Source organism: Xanthomonas euvesicatoria (assembly GCF_013112235.1).
Taxonomy (GTDB): Bacteria; Pseudomonadota; Gammaproteobacteria; order Xanthomonadales; family Xanthomonadaceae; genus Xanthomonas; species Xanthomonas euvesicatoria.
The window spans coordinates 539,032-554,180 of sequence record NZ_JABFFS010000001.1 but is presented as its reverse complement, the minus strand read 5'-3'; the positions used below and the strand labels follow the sequence as shown (position 1 = coordinate 554,180).

The 15,149-nt window shown below is 65.7% G+C and carries 13 protein-coding genes; 6 read left to right on the top strand and 7 right to left on the bottom strand.

Translation table 11 applies throughout. From position 1 onward, the window contains the following. The first annotated feature begins 6 nt into the window (after positions 1-6). Both HLH45_RS02400 and cyoE read left to right on the top strand, forming a co-directional pair. Entirely contained in the window at positions 7-1,170 is a 1,164-nt protein-coding gene (locus HLH45_RS02400; protein ID WP_008577446.1) for a COX15/CtaA family protein, read from the top strand. A 2-nt stretch (positions 1,171-1,172) separates the two neighbouring features. Continuing rightward, on the top strand, positions 1,173-2,069 hold the full coding sequence (gene cyoE / locus HLH45_RS02395; RefSeq protein WP_011348837.1) for a heme o synthase: 897 nt from the start codon (positions 1,173-1,175) through the stop codon (positions 2,067-2,069). A gap of 234 nt (positions 2,070-2,303) precedes the next feature. Here cyoE and HLH45_RS02390 read toward each other — a convergent pair whose 3' ends face one another. The 4 genes from HLH45_RS02390 to HLH45_RS02375 form a co-directional block, all read right to left on the bottom strand. Then, entirely contained in the window at positions 2,304-3,884 is a 1,581-nt protein-coding gene (locus HLH45_RS02390; protein WP_008577440.1) for a thioredoxin family protein, read from the bottom strand. A 170-nt stretch (positions 3,885-4,054) separates the two neighbouring features. After that, positions 4,055-5,101 carry a bile acid:sodium symporter family protein gene (locus tag HLH45_RS02385; protein WP_008577438.1) on the bottom strand — a complete coding sequence of 349 codons (1,047 nt, stop codon included), beginning with the start codon at positions 5,099-5,101 and terminating at the stop codon, positions 4,055-4,057. 109 nt (positions 5,102-5,210) lie between these two features. Beyond that, positions 5,211-6,959 (bottom strand): DNA primase, encoded by a 1,749-nt coding sequence (gene dnaG, locus HLH45_RS02380; RefSeq protein ID WP_008577436.1) that lies wholly within the window; start codon positions 6,957-6,959, stop codon positions 5,211-5,213. 81 nt (positions 6,960-7,040) lie between these two features. Continuing rightward, complete coding sequence (locus HLH45_RS02375; protein ID WP_033479312.1) at positions 7,041-8,003, bottom strand: YihY/virulence factor BrkB family protein; 963 nt, start codon at positions 8,001-8,003, stop codon at positions 7,041-7,043. 216 nt (positions 8,004-8,219) lie between these two features. On the opposite strand from HLH45_RS02375, the gene HLH45_RS02370 reads away from it, so the two are divergent. Beyond that, complete coding sequence (locus HLH45_RS02370; RefSeq protein ID WP_155004274.1) at positions 8,220-8,384, top strand: hypothetical protein; 165 nt, start codon at positions 8,220-8,222, stop codon at positions 8,382-8,384. A 185-nt stretch (positions 8,385-8,569) separates the two neighbouring features. Here HLH45_RS02370 and HLH45_RS02365 read toward each other — a convergent pair whose 3' ends face one another. Both HLH45_RS02365 and rpsU read right to left on the bottom strand, forming a co-directional pair. Continuing rightward, positions 8,570-9,016, bottom strand: a complete 447-nt coding sequence (locus HLH45_RS02365) for a GatB/YqeY domain-containing protein (RefSeq protein ID WP_008577431.1) — start codon at positions 9,014-9,016, stop codon at positions 8,570-8,572. Between the two features lie 263 nt (positions 9,017-9,279). Next, the gene (rpsU, locus tag HLH45_RS02360) at positions 9,280-9,495 is read right to left on the bottom strand and encodes a 30S ribosomal protein S21 (RefSeq protein ID WP_002808376.1); all 216 of its coding nucleotides are present in this window, start codon (positions 9,493-9,495) and stop codon (positions 9,280-9,282) included. Positions 9,496-9,773: 278 nt separating this feature from the next. On the opposite strand from rpsU, the gene tsaD reads away from it, so the two are divergent. The 3 genes from tsaD (at position 9,774) to HLH45_RS02345 (ending at position 13,676) form a co-directional block, all read left to right on the top strand. Further along, positions 9,774-10,835, top strand: coding sequence for a tRNA (adenosine(37)-N6)-threonylcarbamoyltransferase complex transferase subunit TsaD (gene tsaD, locus HLH45_RS02355; protein ID WP_031425137.1), 1,062 nt, complete (start codon positions 9,774-9,776; stop codon positions 10,833-10,835). Positions 10,836-10,919: 84 nt separating this feature from the next. Continuing rightward, positions 10,920-11,276: a dihydroneopterin aldolase gene (gene folB / locus HLH45_RS02350; protein WP_008577426.1), complete on the top strand. Its 357-nt coding sequence runs from the start codon at positions 10,920-10,922 to the stop codon at positions 11,274-11,276. A gap of 228 nt (positions 11,277-11,504) precedes the next feature. Next, positions 11,505-13,676, top strand: coding sequence for a glycoside hydrolase family 3 N-terminal domain-containing protein (locus HLH45_RS02345; RefSeq protein WP_008577425.1), 2,172 nt, complete (start codon positions 11,505-11,507; stop codon positions 13,674-13,676). Between the two features lie 171 nt (positions 13,677-13,847). Here the strand turns inward: HLH45_RS02345 and HLH45_RS02340 are convergent, their stop codons facing one another. Beyond that, entirely contained in the window at positions 13,848-15,026 is a 1,179-nt protein-coding gene (locus HLH45_RS02340) for a PQQ-dependent sugar dehydrogenase (protein WP_008577424.1), read from the bottom strand. Between the last annotated feature and the right edge of the window lie 123 nt (positions 15,027-15,149).

Sequence of the window (15,149 nt, the reverse complement as noted above, 5' to 3'; positions counted from 1 at the left end):
GTTTCGATGAACCTGTTTGCGCCACCGGCGTTGTTCCGTCACTTCCATCGCATGGCCTGGCTGGCCGCGTTGTTCACTGCGAGCACGATCCTGTTCGGGTCGTTCGTCCGTTTGTCCGATGCCGGCATGAGCTGCCCGGACTGGCCGACCTGCTACGGCCGCGTGACCTGGCCGCAGACCAGCGACGAAGCCAACACGCACGTGGCCAGCAAGATCCGCCCGCTGGAATCGCACAAGGCCTGGCGCGAACAGGTCCACCGCTTCCTGGCCGGTGCGTTGGGCGTGGAAGTGCTGGTGCTGTCGTTACTGGCGGTGCGTCGCCGTCGCATGGGCATTGCCCAGGTGGTGTCGGCCGCGGTGCTAGTGGCGTTGTCGATCCCGCTCTATATGTCCGGCTGGCACGCCATGGCCTTCGGCGTGGCGATCGCCGGCGAGGCCATCCTGCTGCTGGCGGCATTGCGCTGGAGCAACATCGATCTGGCGCGTGCAGCGGTGCTGACGCTGGCGGTGGTGATCTTCCAGGCGTTGCTGGGCATGTGGACGGTGACGTTGCTGCTCAAGCCGATCGTGGTGATGGGACACCTGCTGGGCGGCATGCTGATGTTCTCGCTGCTGGTGTGGATGGCCTGGCGCGCGACGCATTTGCCGATCACCCTGGCCGATGCATCGCGCTTGAAGTGGCTGCTGCGCCTGGGAGTGGCGGTGCTGGGCCTGCAGATCGCGCTTGGTGGCTGGGTCAGCGCCAACTACGCCGCGCTGGCGTGTGGCGGCGGCAGCTGGTCGGCCGACAACTTCCCGCGCTGTGTCAGCCAGTGGTGGCCGCCGCACGATTTCCGTGAAGGTTTCACGCTGTGGCGCGGCATCGGAGTGGATTACGAAGGTGGCGTGCTGGACGGTGCGGCGCGTATCGCGATCCAGATGGCGCATCGGCTATGGGCAATTGCGACCGCGCTGTACTTGTGGTGGCTGGCCTGGCGCTTGTCGCGCTCGCCGGGCATGCGGGTGTGGGCCGGCGCATTGGCGCTGCTGGTGGCCGTGCAGGTGAGCCTGGGCATGCTCAACGTGAAGCTGGCGCTGCCGCTGGAGGTCTCGGTCATGCATAACGGCGGGGCGGTGGCGTTGCTGTTCGTGCTGGTCTCGCTGCTGGCGCGGCTGCGCGCGCCGGAGTGAGCATGGCTGTCAGCGCACGCGATTATTGGGATCTGACCAAACCCAAGGTGGTGGCACTGATCGTGTTCACCGCGTTGGTGGGCATGTTCCTGGCCATTCCCGACATGCCGACCTGGCTGCAGGTACGCACCGGCGCGCTGGGCTTCCTGGGTATCTGGCTGGCGGCTTCAGCGGCGGCAGCGATCAACCAACTGCTCGACGCCAAGATCGACGCACAGATGGCGCGCACCTCATGGCGCCCGCTGGTGGTGGGCAAGGTGCGGCCCTGGCAGGTGCTGGTGTTCGCCGGCGCGCTGATCGTGATCTCCATGACCATTCTGGTGGTGTGGGTGAATGTCATCACCGCGGTGCTGACCTTCGCCTCGCTGATCGGGTACGCGGTGATTTACACCGTGTACCTGAAGCGTGCGACCTCGCAGAACATCGTGATTGGCGGCCTGGCCGGCGCCACCCCGCCGATGCTGGGCTGGGCCGCGGTGACCGGGCTGCCGACCAGCGCCGACTGGATCAATGCCTCGCTGCTGGTGCTGATCATCTTCATCTGGACGCCGCCGCATTTCTGGGCGCTGGCGATCTTCCGCCGTGCCGATTACGCCAAGGCCGCGATCCCGATGTTGCCGGTGACCCATGGCGTGCCGCATACGCGCAAGCAGATCCTGGTGTACACCGTATTGCTGGCGATCGTGACCTTGGCGCCGGTGGCGGTGGGCATGAGCGGGGTGTTCTATCTGGGCGGTGCGATCGTGCTCAATGCGGTGTTCCTCTGGTACGCGTGGCGCATGCTGAACCCGCCGGACGAACTGTTTTCAATGAAGATGTTCGGGTACTCCATCGTGTACCTGATGGCGTTGTTCGCCTTCCTGATGGTCGACCATCTGCTGCTGCCGTGGGTGCGCTAGTCGCCGCAGCGAGACGAGCGGCAATGCGGTAGCTCTGCCCGATGACTTGCGTGGCAATCAGGCGGATGGATGGATCACGCCTGCAGCGCCTGCCGCGTGTGGCGAAAGGTGCCGGATGCGTGCCGCGTGCGCCGCGTCGAGGTCACCAGCGGCGTCCATGTCAGCAGACGCCGCGGTTTGCGGCTTGCCACGCTCTGATCATCATGCGTTGCCGGCACACGGCACTGTGTCGACTCAACTCAGCCAACTGGCGCACTCGCTGGGAGTTTTGCTGTCGCAGCTGGACTGCATTTTCTGCTGCAGACGCGCCAGCACTGCACTGCCTTCGCGGCGATGCTGCTTGCTCCAGGTCTTCAATGCGGTGCCGAGGGTGGCGAAGCGCTGACGGGTCCGTTGCCGGTAACCATCCGGTTGACCGGCCAACTCGCCGATCACCTGGGTGGCGGCGCCCTCGATGCCGACGGTGTCATCGGGGCTGAGCCGGATGAGCCCATCCACGTACATCACGCCCCACTGCACGCGTGTGGCGGGACCTTGCGCGCTGTCGTAGGCCCGTTTGAGCCACAACAGGGCGGTCTTCTTGTCGCCGCGTTGTTCGGCCAGATCCGCCAATTCGGGCATGTAGTAGTACGGCGTCTTGCTGCGCGACAACTCGGCCAGCAGCAATTGCTCTGCCGCGCTGCGATCGCCCGCCTCGCTCAGCAACGCGGCAGCCATGCTGATGGTGGATTGCCGCTCCTCGTCGGTCTTGGCGGTGTCGGTGGCCCACTGCACGCGCTGGTGCACCACCTCCACCACGTCTTTGGGCAACGGTGGTTGCGGGCCTTCGGCTTCGGTTTCGGTGGGCTGGCCTTGTGCCAGGCGTGCCAGCTGGATGCGCGCGTATGCGGTGCCAAGCCGGTCGGAAATCGGCAATGAAGGATCGGCGTAGACCTTGTCCAAGGCCTGATTCAATGCGTTGGAGAGCGTGCTGCGCACGTCGGCCTCGTTGCTGGCGGCGGTGACCAGGCGTGCCGGCACATAGTTCAGCGTGCCGAGATTGGCGCGCACTTCTGCCGGGTCGGCCAACACCGCTTCCAACAGCGTGCGGTTGGCGCTGCTGGCAGCCGGTGGGTGTCTGGCGGCACTGATGGCGGCCAGGGCGAAGCTGCGTTGCAGTGCCGGCTGTGGCGCCGAGGTGGAGAGCCGGGTGAGCACGTCGGCGGCGGCATCGGGTTTGACCAGCGTATCGTCGGTGCCCCAGGCGTAGTTGCCGAGCACGGCCCAATCGTCCGCGCTGAGCTGTTGTGGTGTGTGCAGCGCCTTGTCGAGCAATTGCTGGGCGGTACTGGTGCTCTTGGCCGCAACCCGCAACACCTCGGCCAGGCGCGCGTTGTCGGCATTGCCGGCCAGCCGGGTGATCTCGCTGCGGTCCGGGCGCAGCACGATGATGGTGGGATACGCCTTGACCCCGAAACGCTCGCCCCAGGCCTGCGCGCCCTCCGAATCGCCGTCCAGGTGCATGGCGACGAACTGCTGGGTGCGCGCGATGAAGGCCGGATCCTTGAACAGCGTGGCCTTGAGGCGATTGCAGGGCGGGCACCAGGCTGCGCCCCAATACAACAGGATCGGCTTGCCGCTGTCCTTGGCTTCGGCAAAGGCGTCTTCCACGTCGCCCTCGCGCCAGGCGATGCCGGCAACGGGTGCCGGCGTGGACGCCGTCTTGGGTGGTGCGGGCGCCGCAGGCGGTGCTGGCTTGTCGCAGGCAGTCAGCGCAGCCAGCACTGCCAGCAGCGCGATCAAGGAAGGGGAAGGGCGTGGCAGCGACAGCGTCATGGCAAATCACCGTGGGGCGGCAGAAGGTCGATCGCGCACTCTAGCGGCCGCTGGCGGACCTGGGCGGGCGTGCGTCATCACCGTTGTACATCTGCTTACAACCTGGATGTGCAGCGATGCGAACTGCTGTCATGCGATACGCAGCGGGCAGGTGCTGGCGCGGTGCAGCGTCAATGACGCTCGGCTGCGCCTTGCGGCTGGCCCAATGCACTGCGCGCATACCGTGCGGCCACAACGGCACAGACGATCAGCTGCAACTGGTGATACAGCATGATCGGCAACACGATCGCGCCCAGCCCGCCGCCGGCAAACATCACCTTGGCCATCGGCACGCCGGTGGCCAAACTCTTTTTCGAGCCGCAGAAGACGATGGCGATTTCATCGGCGCGGCTGAAGTGCAGGCGCCGGGCGATGAAGGTGATCGAAAGCATCGCCATGGCCAGCAACAACGCTGCAGCGCCGAGTACCGCCAGCAGTGCAGGCAGCGGCGTCTTCTGCCACAGCCCTTCGTTCACCGATGCACTGAAGGCGGTATAGACCACCAGCAGGATGGTGCCTTGATCGGTGTAACGCAGCACGGCGCGGTGACGTTCGACCCAGCCGCCGATCCACGGACGCATGAAATGGCCGGCCAGAAACGGCACCAGCAACTGCAGCAGGATCTTGCCGATCGCTTCGGCCGGATGCGCCATGGCGCCCTGACTGCCGACCAGTGCGCCCATCAGCAACGGGGTGAAAAACACGCCCAGCAGGCTGGAAAGCGAAGCGGCGCAGACTGCGGCCGGCACATTGCCGCGCGCCATCGAGGTGAACGCGATCGAGGACTGCACCGTGGACGGCAACGCGCACAGGAACAGCACGCCGACATACAGCTCCGGCGTCAGTGCCAGATGCGCCAGTGGTTTGAACAACAGCCCCAATAGCGGGAACAGCACGAAGGTGCAGCCCAGAATCACCAGATGCAGGCGCCAGTGCAACGCGCCGGCCTTCACCGCTTCGCGCGACAGCCGCGCGCCGTGCAGGAAGAACAGCGCCGCGATCGCCACGTCGGTGACATCGTCCATGACCGCCGCAGCCGTGCCCGTGACCGGGAGAAACGAGGCCAGTGCAACTGTGCACAGCAGCGCGAGGGTGAAGGGGTCAATGCGCAACCGCGCCAGCAGCTTCTTCATCGAGGTCCAACGGTAGCGCGCGATCTTGCGCCTGGTATGGGCCATTCTACGATGCGTGCAGGCCTTGGCTGTGGCATCGACGTCACCGGTCAGGCCTGAAACGGCACGGCAGTGCGCGATGGCCTTGCGCTGCCTTCGGCCAGGCAGCACTGCATCACAACGCTGCGAGCGCCTTGAGCAGTTCGCGCATTTCGTATTTGTCGGTGTCGTCCAGCCCTTGCGCGCGCTGTTTGGCCTGCAGCTCCTCCACGCGTTGACGCAGCAACTGCTTGTCGAGTTGCGCGACGACGTCATGCAGTTCAAGCGTCCAACTGTGCTCGTCGCCGGGAAGCTCCTGCGCCGCCAGCTTCTGCAAGGCAGCAAGCTCCTGGCGCTCGGCGAAGTGCTCCAGCAGCGCGCCGGTGCTGATTTCCGGGCGTTGCCGCACCAGGTCCAGTAACTCCATCAACAAGTCGATCCCGGGCAGGCGCAGCCCGGAAAAATCATGCACGCCCTCCAGGCTCATCGCCAAGGACGGCCGTTGCAGCAGGATGGCGATGGACGCACGCACCAGGCTGCGTTTCTGCGTGGGCGCACCCATGCGCGCGGGCGGCCGTGGCCTGGGTGCGGACTGCTGCGCAGACGCGGTGGCACCGACCCCGGTCAGGCGCGCCAGTTCCTGTTTCATCAGATCGCCGAACGCACCTTCGGGGATCTGCGCCAACAGCGGGCGCGCACGTTCGGCCAGGCGCGCCTTGCCGTCGAGCGTGTGCAGGTTGATCTCACGCGACATCTCGTCGAAGAAGAACTGCGACAGCGGCGTGGCCTGCTTCAGGCGCTGATCGAAGGCCTGCGCGCCTTCCTTGCGCACGATGGTGTCCGGGTCCTCGCCATCGGGCAGGAACAGGAAAAACGCCTGGCGGCCATCCTTCATGCGCGGCAGCACCGATTCGAGTGCGCGCCAGCCGGCCTTGCGCCCGGCGTTATCGCCATCGAAACAAAAATACACATCCGGCGCGTTGCGAAACAGCAGCTCGGCATGTTCGGGCGTGGTGGCGGTGCCCAGCGTGGCTACCGCCTGGGTCACGCCGAACTGGAACAGCGAGACCACATCCATGTAGCCCTCCACCACGATCAGCCGCTCGATCTTCTGATTGGCCTGGCGCACCTGCCACAGGCCATACAGCTCGCGGCCCTTGTGGAACAGCGCGGTTTCCGGCGAATTGAGGTACTTCGGACCCGGGTCGCGGCCATCGGCCGGCGCGCCCATGATGCGCCCGCCGAAGGCGATCACGCGGCCGCGGCGGTCGAAGATCGGGAACATCACCCGGTCGCGGAACTTGTCGTACACATGGCCGCGATCGTTCTTGGAAAACAGCCCGGCGCGTTCGAGCACGCTCATGCGGCGCGCATCGGTGCCCAGGGTGTCCTTCAGTGCGCTGTAGCCATCGGGCGCGTAACCGATCTGGAAGCGCGCGCGGTTGTCGGCATCCACGCCGCGACCGTCCAGATAGTCGCGGGCGCGTTCGCTGCCCTCGAGCTGGCGCTGGAAGAACTTGGTCGCCGCGTCCAGTGCCGAATACAGCTCGCGGCTGTCGTCCTGCTGTTGCGGGGTGCGTTGCTGGGTCTCGCGCGGGATGTCCATGCCGGCGCGCTTGGCCAGCTCGTCGACCGCATCGAGAAATTCGAGGCGGTCGTAATTCATCAGGAAACTGATGGCGGTACCGTGCGCACCGCAGCCGAAGCAGTGATAGAACTGCTTGGTCGGCGAGACCGTGAACGAGGCCGAGCGCTCGTCATGGAACGGGCAGCGCGCCGAATATTCCTTGCCCTGACGCTTGAGCGGCACACGACCGCCCACCACCTCGACGATGTCGGTGCGTGCTAGCAGTTCGTCGATGAATGCGTCGGGGATGCGGGCCATCCCGATAGGATATCCCAGCGGCCTGCCAGCACTTCGTCGCCCCCGCTGACGAGGCCGGCGAGGCAGGCTTTGCAGCAGTCCTCAGCCGCGTGGCAGCGCGTGCGAGTCAGACGTTGAAGATGCAGGCGCCGCATCGGCAGGCGGCACGATCACCGGCGGATGCTCCGGGTCCACCCCCGCCTCGCGCAGCTTGCGATGCGAGCGCACCCGCTCGTCGATCACCGCAGTGATCAAGGCGCCGACGAAGAACACCACCGAGGCGTAGTACATCCACACCAGCAAAATGACCAATGTCCCCATCGAACCGTAGGCGCTACCCGGCGCGGCGGTGGCGATGTACACGCCGATGGCGTAGCGGCCCAGCGCGAACAACACCGCGGTGATGACGCCGCCCAAAAATGCCTGGCGCCAGTCGACGGTGCGATCGGGCAGGTAGCGATACAGGAACGCGAACGCCAGCGAATACAGGGCCAGCGTTGTCACGTAGCCGACCGCCGGCAGGACCGAGGGCAGGCGCGCAAAAACCACCTGTAGTGCGGTGGTGGCGATCATCGACACGATCAGCAAGAAGCCCAGCGCCAGGATCACCCCGAACGAGAACACCCGCTTCTGCAGCCAGGCCATCAAGCCGTCCAGGCGTTGCTTGTCGGTGCGAAAGATCAGGTTCAAGGCGTTCTGCAACTGCGCAAACACCGCCGTGGCGCCGATGAACAGCAGTAGCGTGCTCCACACGCCGGCCAGCGAGCCAACGCCAGGTTGATCGGTGGCATTGCGAATGATGGTCTGGGCGACTTCGGCCGCGCTGCCGCCGGCCAATTGCCCGATTTGCTGCACCAACGCTTCTTGCGCTGGCGGATAGAGCGAGGCGGTCAGCCACAACAGCAGCACCAGCAACGGGGCCAGCGACAGCAGCGCATAGAACGACAGCGACGCTGCCTGCGTCATCACGTCGATCTCGATGAAGCGGTTCAGCAGCGCCATCGGCACGCTGCGCTGCAGACGGCTCAGATGCTTGTGCAGATAGGCGGATGAAAGCGTCGTCACCGGCGGGAGAATCCTTGGCGCATACCGTTGGCGCGCAGGCGACGTCAGGGCAAGGTCGGTATGCGGAAGGACCTTGCCCATGCCTGCGCTGGCGCACCCGTTCTAGCAGGGCCGGATCGAAGGACGGGTGAAAGCGCGCACGCGGTGTGGGTAAAGCAGGAGGCGGCGCATCTGGTAGGCGCAGTCCTGTTGCTCGTCGGGAGCAAGGTGCGCGGTGTGTCTGTCAGCGCATTCAATGTGCGCCAGGTGCCGATCTACCTGTATCAGACCGCGCCAGGCACTGCCGGCTGTCCACGCGATGACGAGAGCGCAGACTGTGCAGAGCGCTTGGTCCGCATGCTGGGCCAGACGCGTCTGAAGACGGCATTGCGCCTTGCCTGATGCGTTGCGCGTGGCAGATGTGCAACGGCCGTGGCGCTCCAGCGGCGTCTTGCACCATCACTGTTCGTTGGAAGGTCCGCCTTCCACTGGAAAAGCCGCTCGGTGATGCGGCAGGCAGTGCCGCAGCGCGCGCTGCGCACCGGTCGCAGCGCCCTGGCCGTGGCACAGGGCGCTGCGGCGATCCATCAGCCTGCCAGCTGCTGCTTGACCAGGCTCGAGACCAGGCCCATGTCGGCCTGACCGGCCAGCTTGGGCTTGAGTGCGCCCATCAGCTTGCCGATATCGGCCGGGCTGCTTGCCCCGGTCTCGGAGATCGCGGCCCGGATGGCGGCCACGATCTCGGCTTCGCCCATCTTGGCCGGCAGATAGCGCTCGATCACCACGATCTCCTCGCGCTCGATCTGCGCCAGGTCGTCGCGCGCGGCGGCTTGGAACTGGGTGACCGAGTCCTTGCGCTGCTTGACCATCTTGTCCAGCACGGCGATCACGGCGGCATCGTCCATCTCGATGCGCTCGTCCACTTCCTTCTGCTTGATGGCGGCGTTGATCAGCCGGATCACGCCCAGGCTGTGCTTGTCGCCGGACTTCATCGCGGCCTTCATGTCATCGGTGAGTTGCTGCTTCAGGGACATGCGGTAACTCCTGAGTGTAGGGATCGAGTGGTGGCCAAGGCGCCCAAGCGGGCTGGGTACCTCGGCCGAACGGGGGCAGGGCGTGCGTGGAGAGATGTCTTGCAGCGCCTCGCGCGTGGCGCGGACTGCCTGATGTCTCCAGCGCAATGCCTTGTGGCAGGCCAATACAAAAAGCCGGCGACGCTTGCGCGTGCCGGCTCTTGGGTTCGCTCACGCCAGGTCGCGCCTTCAGCGCAGACCTACCGGCAAGGAACCGCGTTCGATCAGTACAAGCGCTGGCGCTTGGTGACGTCGCGCGAGGAACGACGCAGCTGACGCTTCACGGCAGCGGCAGCCTTACGCTTACGCTCCTGGGTCGGCTTTTCATAGAACTCGCGCTTGCGGGTTTCGGCCAGCACGCCGGCCTTTTCGCAGGTGCGCTTGAAACGACGGAGCGCAAATTCGAAGGGCTCGTTCTCGCGGACTTTAACGCTGGGCATGTGTTCTCCAGAAATGGGATTTCCGTCCGGGAGCCCCGGGCGGGTGCGAGCGGACTCGCGTGACGGAATTTCCGGGTTGCCCCGGCGAGCCGCGCATTATAACGACTTGCCGACGACCTGCAAGCCCCCGGCAGAATTTCCCGCCGCGACACTGATAAAGCGTGCGCCCGGGCCATATGCGGCCGGCACGGCAGGGCCGAGCAGCATCTGGGAATCGGCCGATCTGCGCAGTGCAAAAGCTGCGAAAATAGTGGCATCTCCCTGCATGCCGAGCTGCCGTGAAAGTCCTTGGGATCGAATCATCGTGCGATGAGACCGGTGTGGCGGTCTATGACACCGCATTGTCGGGCGTGCCGGCGCTGCGCGCCCACGCGGTGTACAGCCAGATTGCGCTGCATGCCGAATACGGCGGCGTAGTGCCCGAGCTGGCCAGCCGCGACCATGTGCGCAAACTGCTGCCGCTGATCCGCCAGACCCTGGGCGAAGCCGGGTTGAGGATCGACGAACTCGATGGCGTGGCCTACACCGCCGGTCCGGGCCTGGTCGGGGCCTTGCTGGTCGGTGCCGGGGTGGCGCGTTCGCTGGCCTGGGCACTGGATGTGCCGGCGATCGGCGTGCATCACATGGAAGGCCACCTGCTGGCGCCGTTGATGGAGGACGACCCGCCGCAGGCGCCGTTCGTGGCCTTGCTGGTCTCCGGCGGGCATACCCAATTGGTGTCGGTGAAGGCGCTGGGCAGCTACGAAGTGCTGGGCGAGACGCTGGACGACGCGGCCGGGGAAGCCTTCGACAAGACCGCCAAGATGATGGGCCTGCCGTACCCGGGCGGCCCGCAGCTGGCGGCCTTGGCCGAAACCGGTACGCCGGGGCGCTATAAGTTCGCGCGTCCGATGACCGACCGGCCCGGCCTGGATTTCAGTTTCAGCGGGCTCAAGACCCAGGTGCTGCTGGCCTGGCGGTCCAGCGACCAGTCCGACACCACCCGCGCGGACATCGCGCGTGGCTTCGAAGACGCGGTGGTGGAAACCCTGGCCATCAAGTGCCTGCGCGCGCTGGATGCGGCCGGCTGCAACACCTTGGTGGTGGCCGGCGGCGTGGGCGCAAACAAGCGCTTGCGCGCGCGCCTGCAAGAGGCCGCCCAGCGCCGCGGCGGCCGGGTCTGCTTCCCGCGCCCGGCCTTGTGCACCGACAACGGCGCGATGATCGCCTTCGCCGGCGCGCTGCGGCTGCAGGCCGGCGAGCATGCGGATGCGGCGGTGCATGTGACGCCGCGGTGGGATATGGCGGGCTTGCCGCCGCTGGCGGCGGCGCGGGAATCGGGAGTGGGGAATCGGGAATAGTGAAGAGCTTTACGCCGATCCTGTCCGTACGTGCGCTGTTGTCTTTGCTCCTCCCCATTCCCTATTCCCGACTCCCGATTCCCCATGGATAAAGTGTTTATTGAAGGTCTCGACATCGATGCGCTGATCGGCATCTACGATTGGGAACGGCGCATCCGGCAGACCTTGCGGTTCGATCTGGAAATGGGCTTTGACAACCGCATTCCGGCGGCCAGCGACGACATCGCCGATACGCTGAACTACAAGGCGGTGAGCAAGCGCTTGATCGAGTTCGTGCAAACCTCGGACTTCGGGCTGGTGGAGACGCTGGCCGAGCGCTGCGCGGCGCTCGTGCTGGACGAATTCGGCGTGCACTGGCTGCGTTTGAAGCTGAGCAAGCCGGGGGCGGTGCGCGGCGCGCAGGCGGTGGGCGTGATCATCGAACGGGAACGAGCGGTCTGATCGCCGCCTGCGCACCCGCCTGCCGGCCATTCACTCCATGGCGGAAGCCGGGAGGGCTGGAGGCGCCTGGCGGAGAGGGCTGCGCCGCTGCGGCATTCTGGCGCGCACTGTGCGTTGCAACCGGCCTCTACAAATCACCAAATCCCACTCCCGGCCCTCGAAACTTGCCTGCGCGCAGGTGCGTCAGGCTAGAATTGACGGCCATGTAAACGTTTTCTCAAGGATCTCATGGCTGCTGATCGCATCGAAACCCTGATTGCCCGGATGACCGTCGAAGAGAAGGTCGGACAGTTGGGTGTGTTCGCCGACATGGTGCGGCCGTTCGCGCCGGACGTGAATCCCGAGGCCAACGTGCTCAATGCCGACGAGGTGCTGCAGCAGGTGCGCCTGGGTCGGGTCGGCTCGCTGTTCAACGGGGTGGGCGCCGCGCTGGGCGTGCAGATCCAGAAAGTCGCGGTGGAAGAGAGTCGCCTGGGGATCCCGGTGATCCTGGCCGCCGACGTGATCCACGGCATGCGCACGGTGTTCCCGATCCCGCTGGGCGAGGCGGCCAGTTTCGAGCCGGCGTTGGCCGAGCGCACCGCGCGCGCCACCGCGATCGAGGCCACCGCTGCCGGCCTGCACTGGACCTACGCGCCGGCCGTGGACATCGCCCGCGACCAGCGCTGGGGCCGTGGTGCCGAGGGTGCCGGCGAAGACGTGATGCTGGGCGCCGCCTTTGCCGCTGCCCGTGTGCGCGGGTTCCAGGGCAGCGACCTGACCGCCCACGATTGCCTGCTGGCCACGCCCAAGCATTTCGCCGCCTATGGCGCAGTGGCGGCGGGCATGGAATACAACACCGTCGACATCGCGCCGCAGACGCTGCGCGATGTGCACTTGCCGCCGTTCAAGGCCGCTTTCGAGGCCGGCGCGTTGACCGTGATGTCGTCCTTCAACGACATCAACGGCGTGCCGGCCAGCGCCAACCATGAGTTGCTGACCGAGATCCTGCGCGGGGAATGGCAATTCCCCGGCGTGGTGATTTCCGATTACACCGCCGACATGGAATTGATCGCCCATGGCTATGCCGCCGATGAGCGCGACGCGACCAAGAAGGCCTTCCTGGCCGGCCTGGACCTGAGCATGCAGAGCGGCTTTTATGCCGCGCATCTGCCTGCGCTGGTGGAAAGCGGCGAGGTGCCGATGGCCACGTTGGATGCCAGCGTGCGGCGCATCCTGCAGCTGAAGGACGCGATCGGGCTGTTCGACAATCCGTATCGCTCGCTGGACCCGGCGCGCGAAGCCGACACCACGCACCTGCCAGCGCACGATGCGCTGTCGCGCGATGCGGCGCGGCGTTCGATCGTGCTGTTGAAAAACGAAGGCGGCGTGTTGCCGCTGAAGAAGAGCGGCCAGCGCATCGCGTTGATCGGCCCGTTCGTGCAGGACCGCGAGAACATCGAGGGCTGCTGGACCTTGTTCGGCGACAAGGAACGCTACGTGACCCTGGAGCAGGGCGTGCGTGCGGTGGTCGGCACTGAAGATCTGAGCGTGGTGGCCGGTTGCGGACTGGAAGAGGCGCTGCCGGGTGGCATTTCCGCTGCGATCGATGCAGCGCAGGCGGCCGATGTGGTGGTGCTGGCGTTGGGCGAGCCGCAGCGTTTCAGTGGCGAGGCACAATCGCGCACCGAAATCACCTTGCCGCCGGCGCAACAGGCACTGGCCGAAGCGATTGCAGCGACCGGTACCCCGATGGTGGTGTTGTTGCGCAATGGCCGCGCGCTGGCCTTGAGTGGTGCGGTGCGCGATGCCGATGCGATTGCCGTGACCTGGTATCTGGGCACGCAAACCGGGACCGGCGTGGCCGATGTGCTGTTCGGCGACTACAACCCGTCGGCGCGTCTGCCGATCAGCTTCCCGCAGGTGACCGGGCAACAGCCGTATTTCTATAACCATCTGCGCACCGGGCGCCCGGAATTGCCGGCCCTGTCCGAGTACAAGGCGCGTTGGCGCGAGATGCCAAACGAACCGTTGTATCCGTTCGGACATGGATTGAGTTACACCACCTTTGCGTATGCGCAGCCGCAGTTGAGCGCGGCGCAACTCGGCTGGGATGAGACACTGACCATTACCACGCGCGTCACCAACACCGGCAAGGTCGCCGGCGAGGAAGTGGTGCAGTTGTATGTGCACGATCGCGTGGCCAGCCGCGTGCGCCCGGTGCGCGAACTCAAGGGATTTCGCAAGGTGTTGCTGCAGCCCGGCGAGAGCCAGGAGGTGGTGTTCACACTGGAGCGCGACGCGCTGGCATTCACCAACCACAAGGGCATCTTCGGTGCGGAGCCGGGTCTGTTCGATCTATGGGTGTGCGCGTCGGCCAAGAGCGGCGAGGCCGTCAGCTTCGAGCTGCTGGAACGCTGATAGCGGCGCGCTTGGCACCGACAGCCAGCGGCTATCGTGCGAACGGATGACCACGGCTACAACACGAAGCCCCCGCTGATGCGGTGCTCAGACGCGATGACGACTGTTCATGTCGTCATCGCGTCTGCCGGTGCGCTGCGTCAGCTACACCGGCTCATGCTGCGGAATCGATCAGGCGTCGTTCTCGACCGCGGCCTTGCTCTTGGGCGTCAGCTTCAGCAGACGTCCGGTGCTGCCACTGGCTTCGTCTTCCAGTAGCCAGAGCGCGCCGTCCGGACCTTGTTCCACTTCGCGGATGCGTGCGCCCATGTCGTAACGCGCCACTTCGCGCGGCTGGTCGCCCAGCGACACCCGCACCAGCGCCATCGACGACAGCCCACCGATGAAGCCATTGCCGCGCCACGCCGGGAACTGCTTGCCGCTGTAGATCACAAAGCCTGCCGGCGAAATCACCGGTGTCCAGCTGATCTTGGGCGCGGCGAACTCCGGGCGCGTGTAGTGGTCGGGGATCGGCGTGCCGTCATAGTTGTCGCCGTTGGAGACGATCGGGTAGCCATAGTTGGCGCCACGCTGGATCAGGTTCAACTCATCGCCGCCGAGCGGGCCCATTTCGTGTTCCCACAGGCGGCCCCTGCTGTCGAAGGCCAGGCCAAGAATATTGCGGTGACCCAACGACCACACCTGCGCAGCAACGCCGCCTTGCGCAACGAACGGGTTGTCGGTCGGTACGCTGCCGTCGTCGTTGAGCCGGATCAGCTTGCCGAGGTTGGCTTTCATGTCCTGGGCAGGAGTGAATTTCTGCCGTTCGCTGGAGCTGATCCACAGTTTGCCATCGGGCCCGAACGCGAGCCGATGCCCGAAGTGGCCATTGCCGGTGACCTTGGGATCCTGGCGCCAGATCACCTTCAGGTCCGACAGCGTGCCGCCGCCGGTTGCATCCAGCGTGAGTTTGGCGCGCGCCACCGCGGCGCCCCGCGTGTCGCCCTCGCCGGGCTCGGCATAACTCACGTAGACCAGCCCGTTCTTGGCGAAGCGCGGATGCGCCAGCACATCGCCGAAACCGCCCTGGCCACCATAAGCAACGGCCGGAATACCGGTAATGGCGCTCTTGCGCTTGGTCTTTAAGTCCAGTCGCATCAAGGCGCCGCGCTTTTCGCTGACCAGCAAGCTGCCATCGGGCAGAAAGGTCATTGCCCACGGTTCGTCGAAATCGGCGACCGTGGTGGCCTGAAATGGCCACTGTGCCTTGGGAATGGAGGCCGCGGGGGCGGCTGCGGGCGCAGCAACTGCAGTGCCGGCAGTAAACAGGGTGGCCGAGCAGGCCAGGGCAAGCAGACGACGGACAGACATGGGGTCCTCCTGGGGATGGGCGCGGTACGTTGCAGCCCTCCCGCAACGTGTCCCGCGTCGGGTTTTCAAGTACCTTACACGACGTCGCCGGGGGCACCCTTGTTGCAGATCACTGTCTGCACG

Coding starts and splice junctions, on each gene's coding strand:
- HLH45_RS02400 (WP_008577446.1), top strand. CDS start 7: ATGAACCTGTTTGCGCCACCGGCGTTGTTCCGTCACTTCCATCGCATG.
- cyoE (WP_011348837.1), top strand. CDS start 1,173: ATGGCTGTCAGCGCACGCGATTATTGGGATCTGACCAAACCCAAGGTG.
- HLH45_RS02390 (WP_008577440.1), bottom strand. CDS start 3,884: ATGACGCTGTCGCTGCCACGCCCTTCCCCTTCCTTGATCGCGCTGCTG.
- HLH45_RS02385 (WP_008577438.1), bottom strand. CDS start 5,101: ATGGCCCATACCAGGCGCAAGATCGCGCGCTACCGTTGGACCTCGATG.
- dnaG (WP_008577436.1), bottom strand. CDS start 6,959: ATGGCCCGCATCCCCGACGCATTCATCGACGAACTGCTAGCACGCACC.
- HLH45_RS02365 (WP_008577431.1), bottom strand. CDS start 9,016: ATGTCCCTGAAGCAGCAACTCACCGATGACATGAAGGCCGCGATGAAG.
- rpsU (WP_002808376.1), bottom strand. CDS start 9,495: ATGCCCAGCGTTAAAGTCCGCGAGAACGAGCCCTTCGAATTTGCGCTC.
- folB (WP_008577426.1), top strand. CDS start 10,920: ATGGATAAAGTGTTTATTGAAGGTCTCGACATCGATGCGCTGATCGGC.
- HLH45_RS02345 (WP_008577425.1), top strand. CDS start 11,505: ATGGCTGCTGATCGCATCGAAACCCTGATTGCCCGGATGACCGTCGAA.
- HLH45_RS02340 (WP_008577424.1), bottom strand. CDS start 15,026: ATGTCTGTCCGTCGTCTGCTTGCCCTGGCCTGCTCGGCCACCCTGTTT.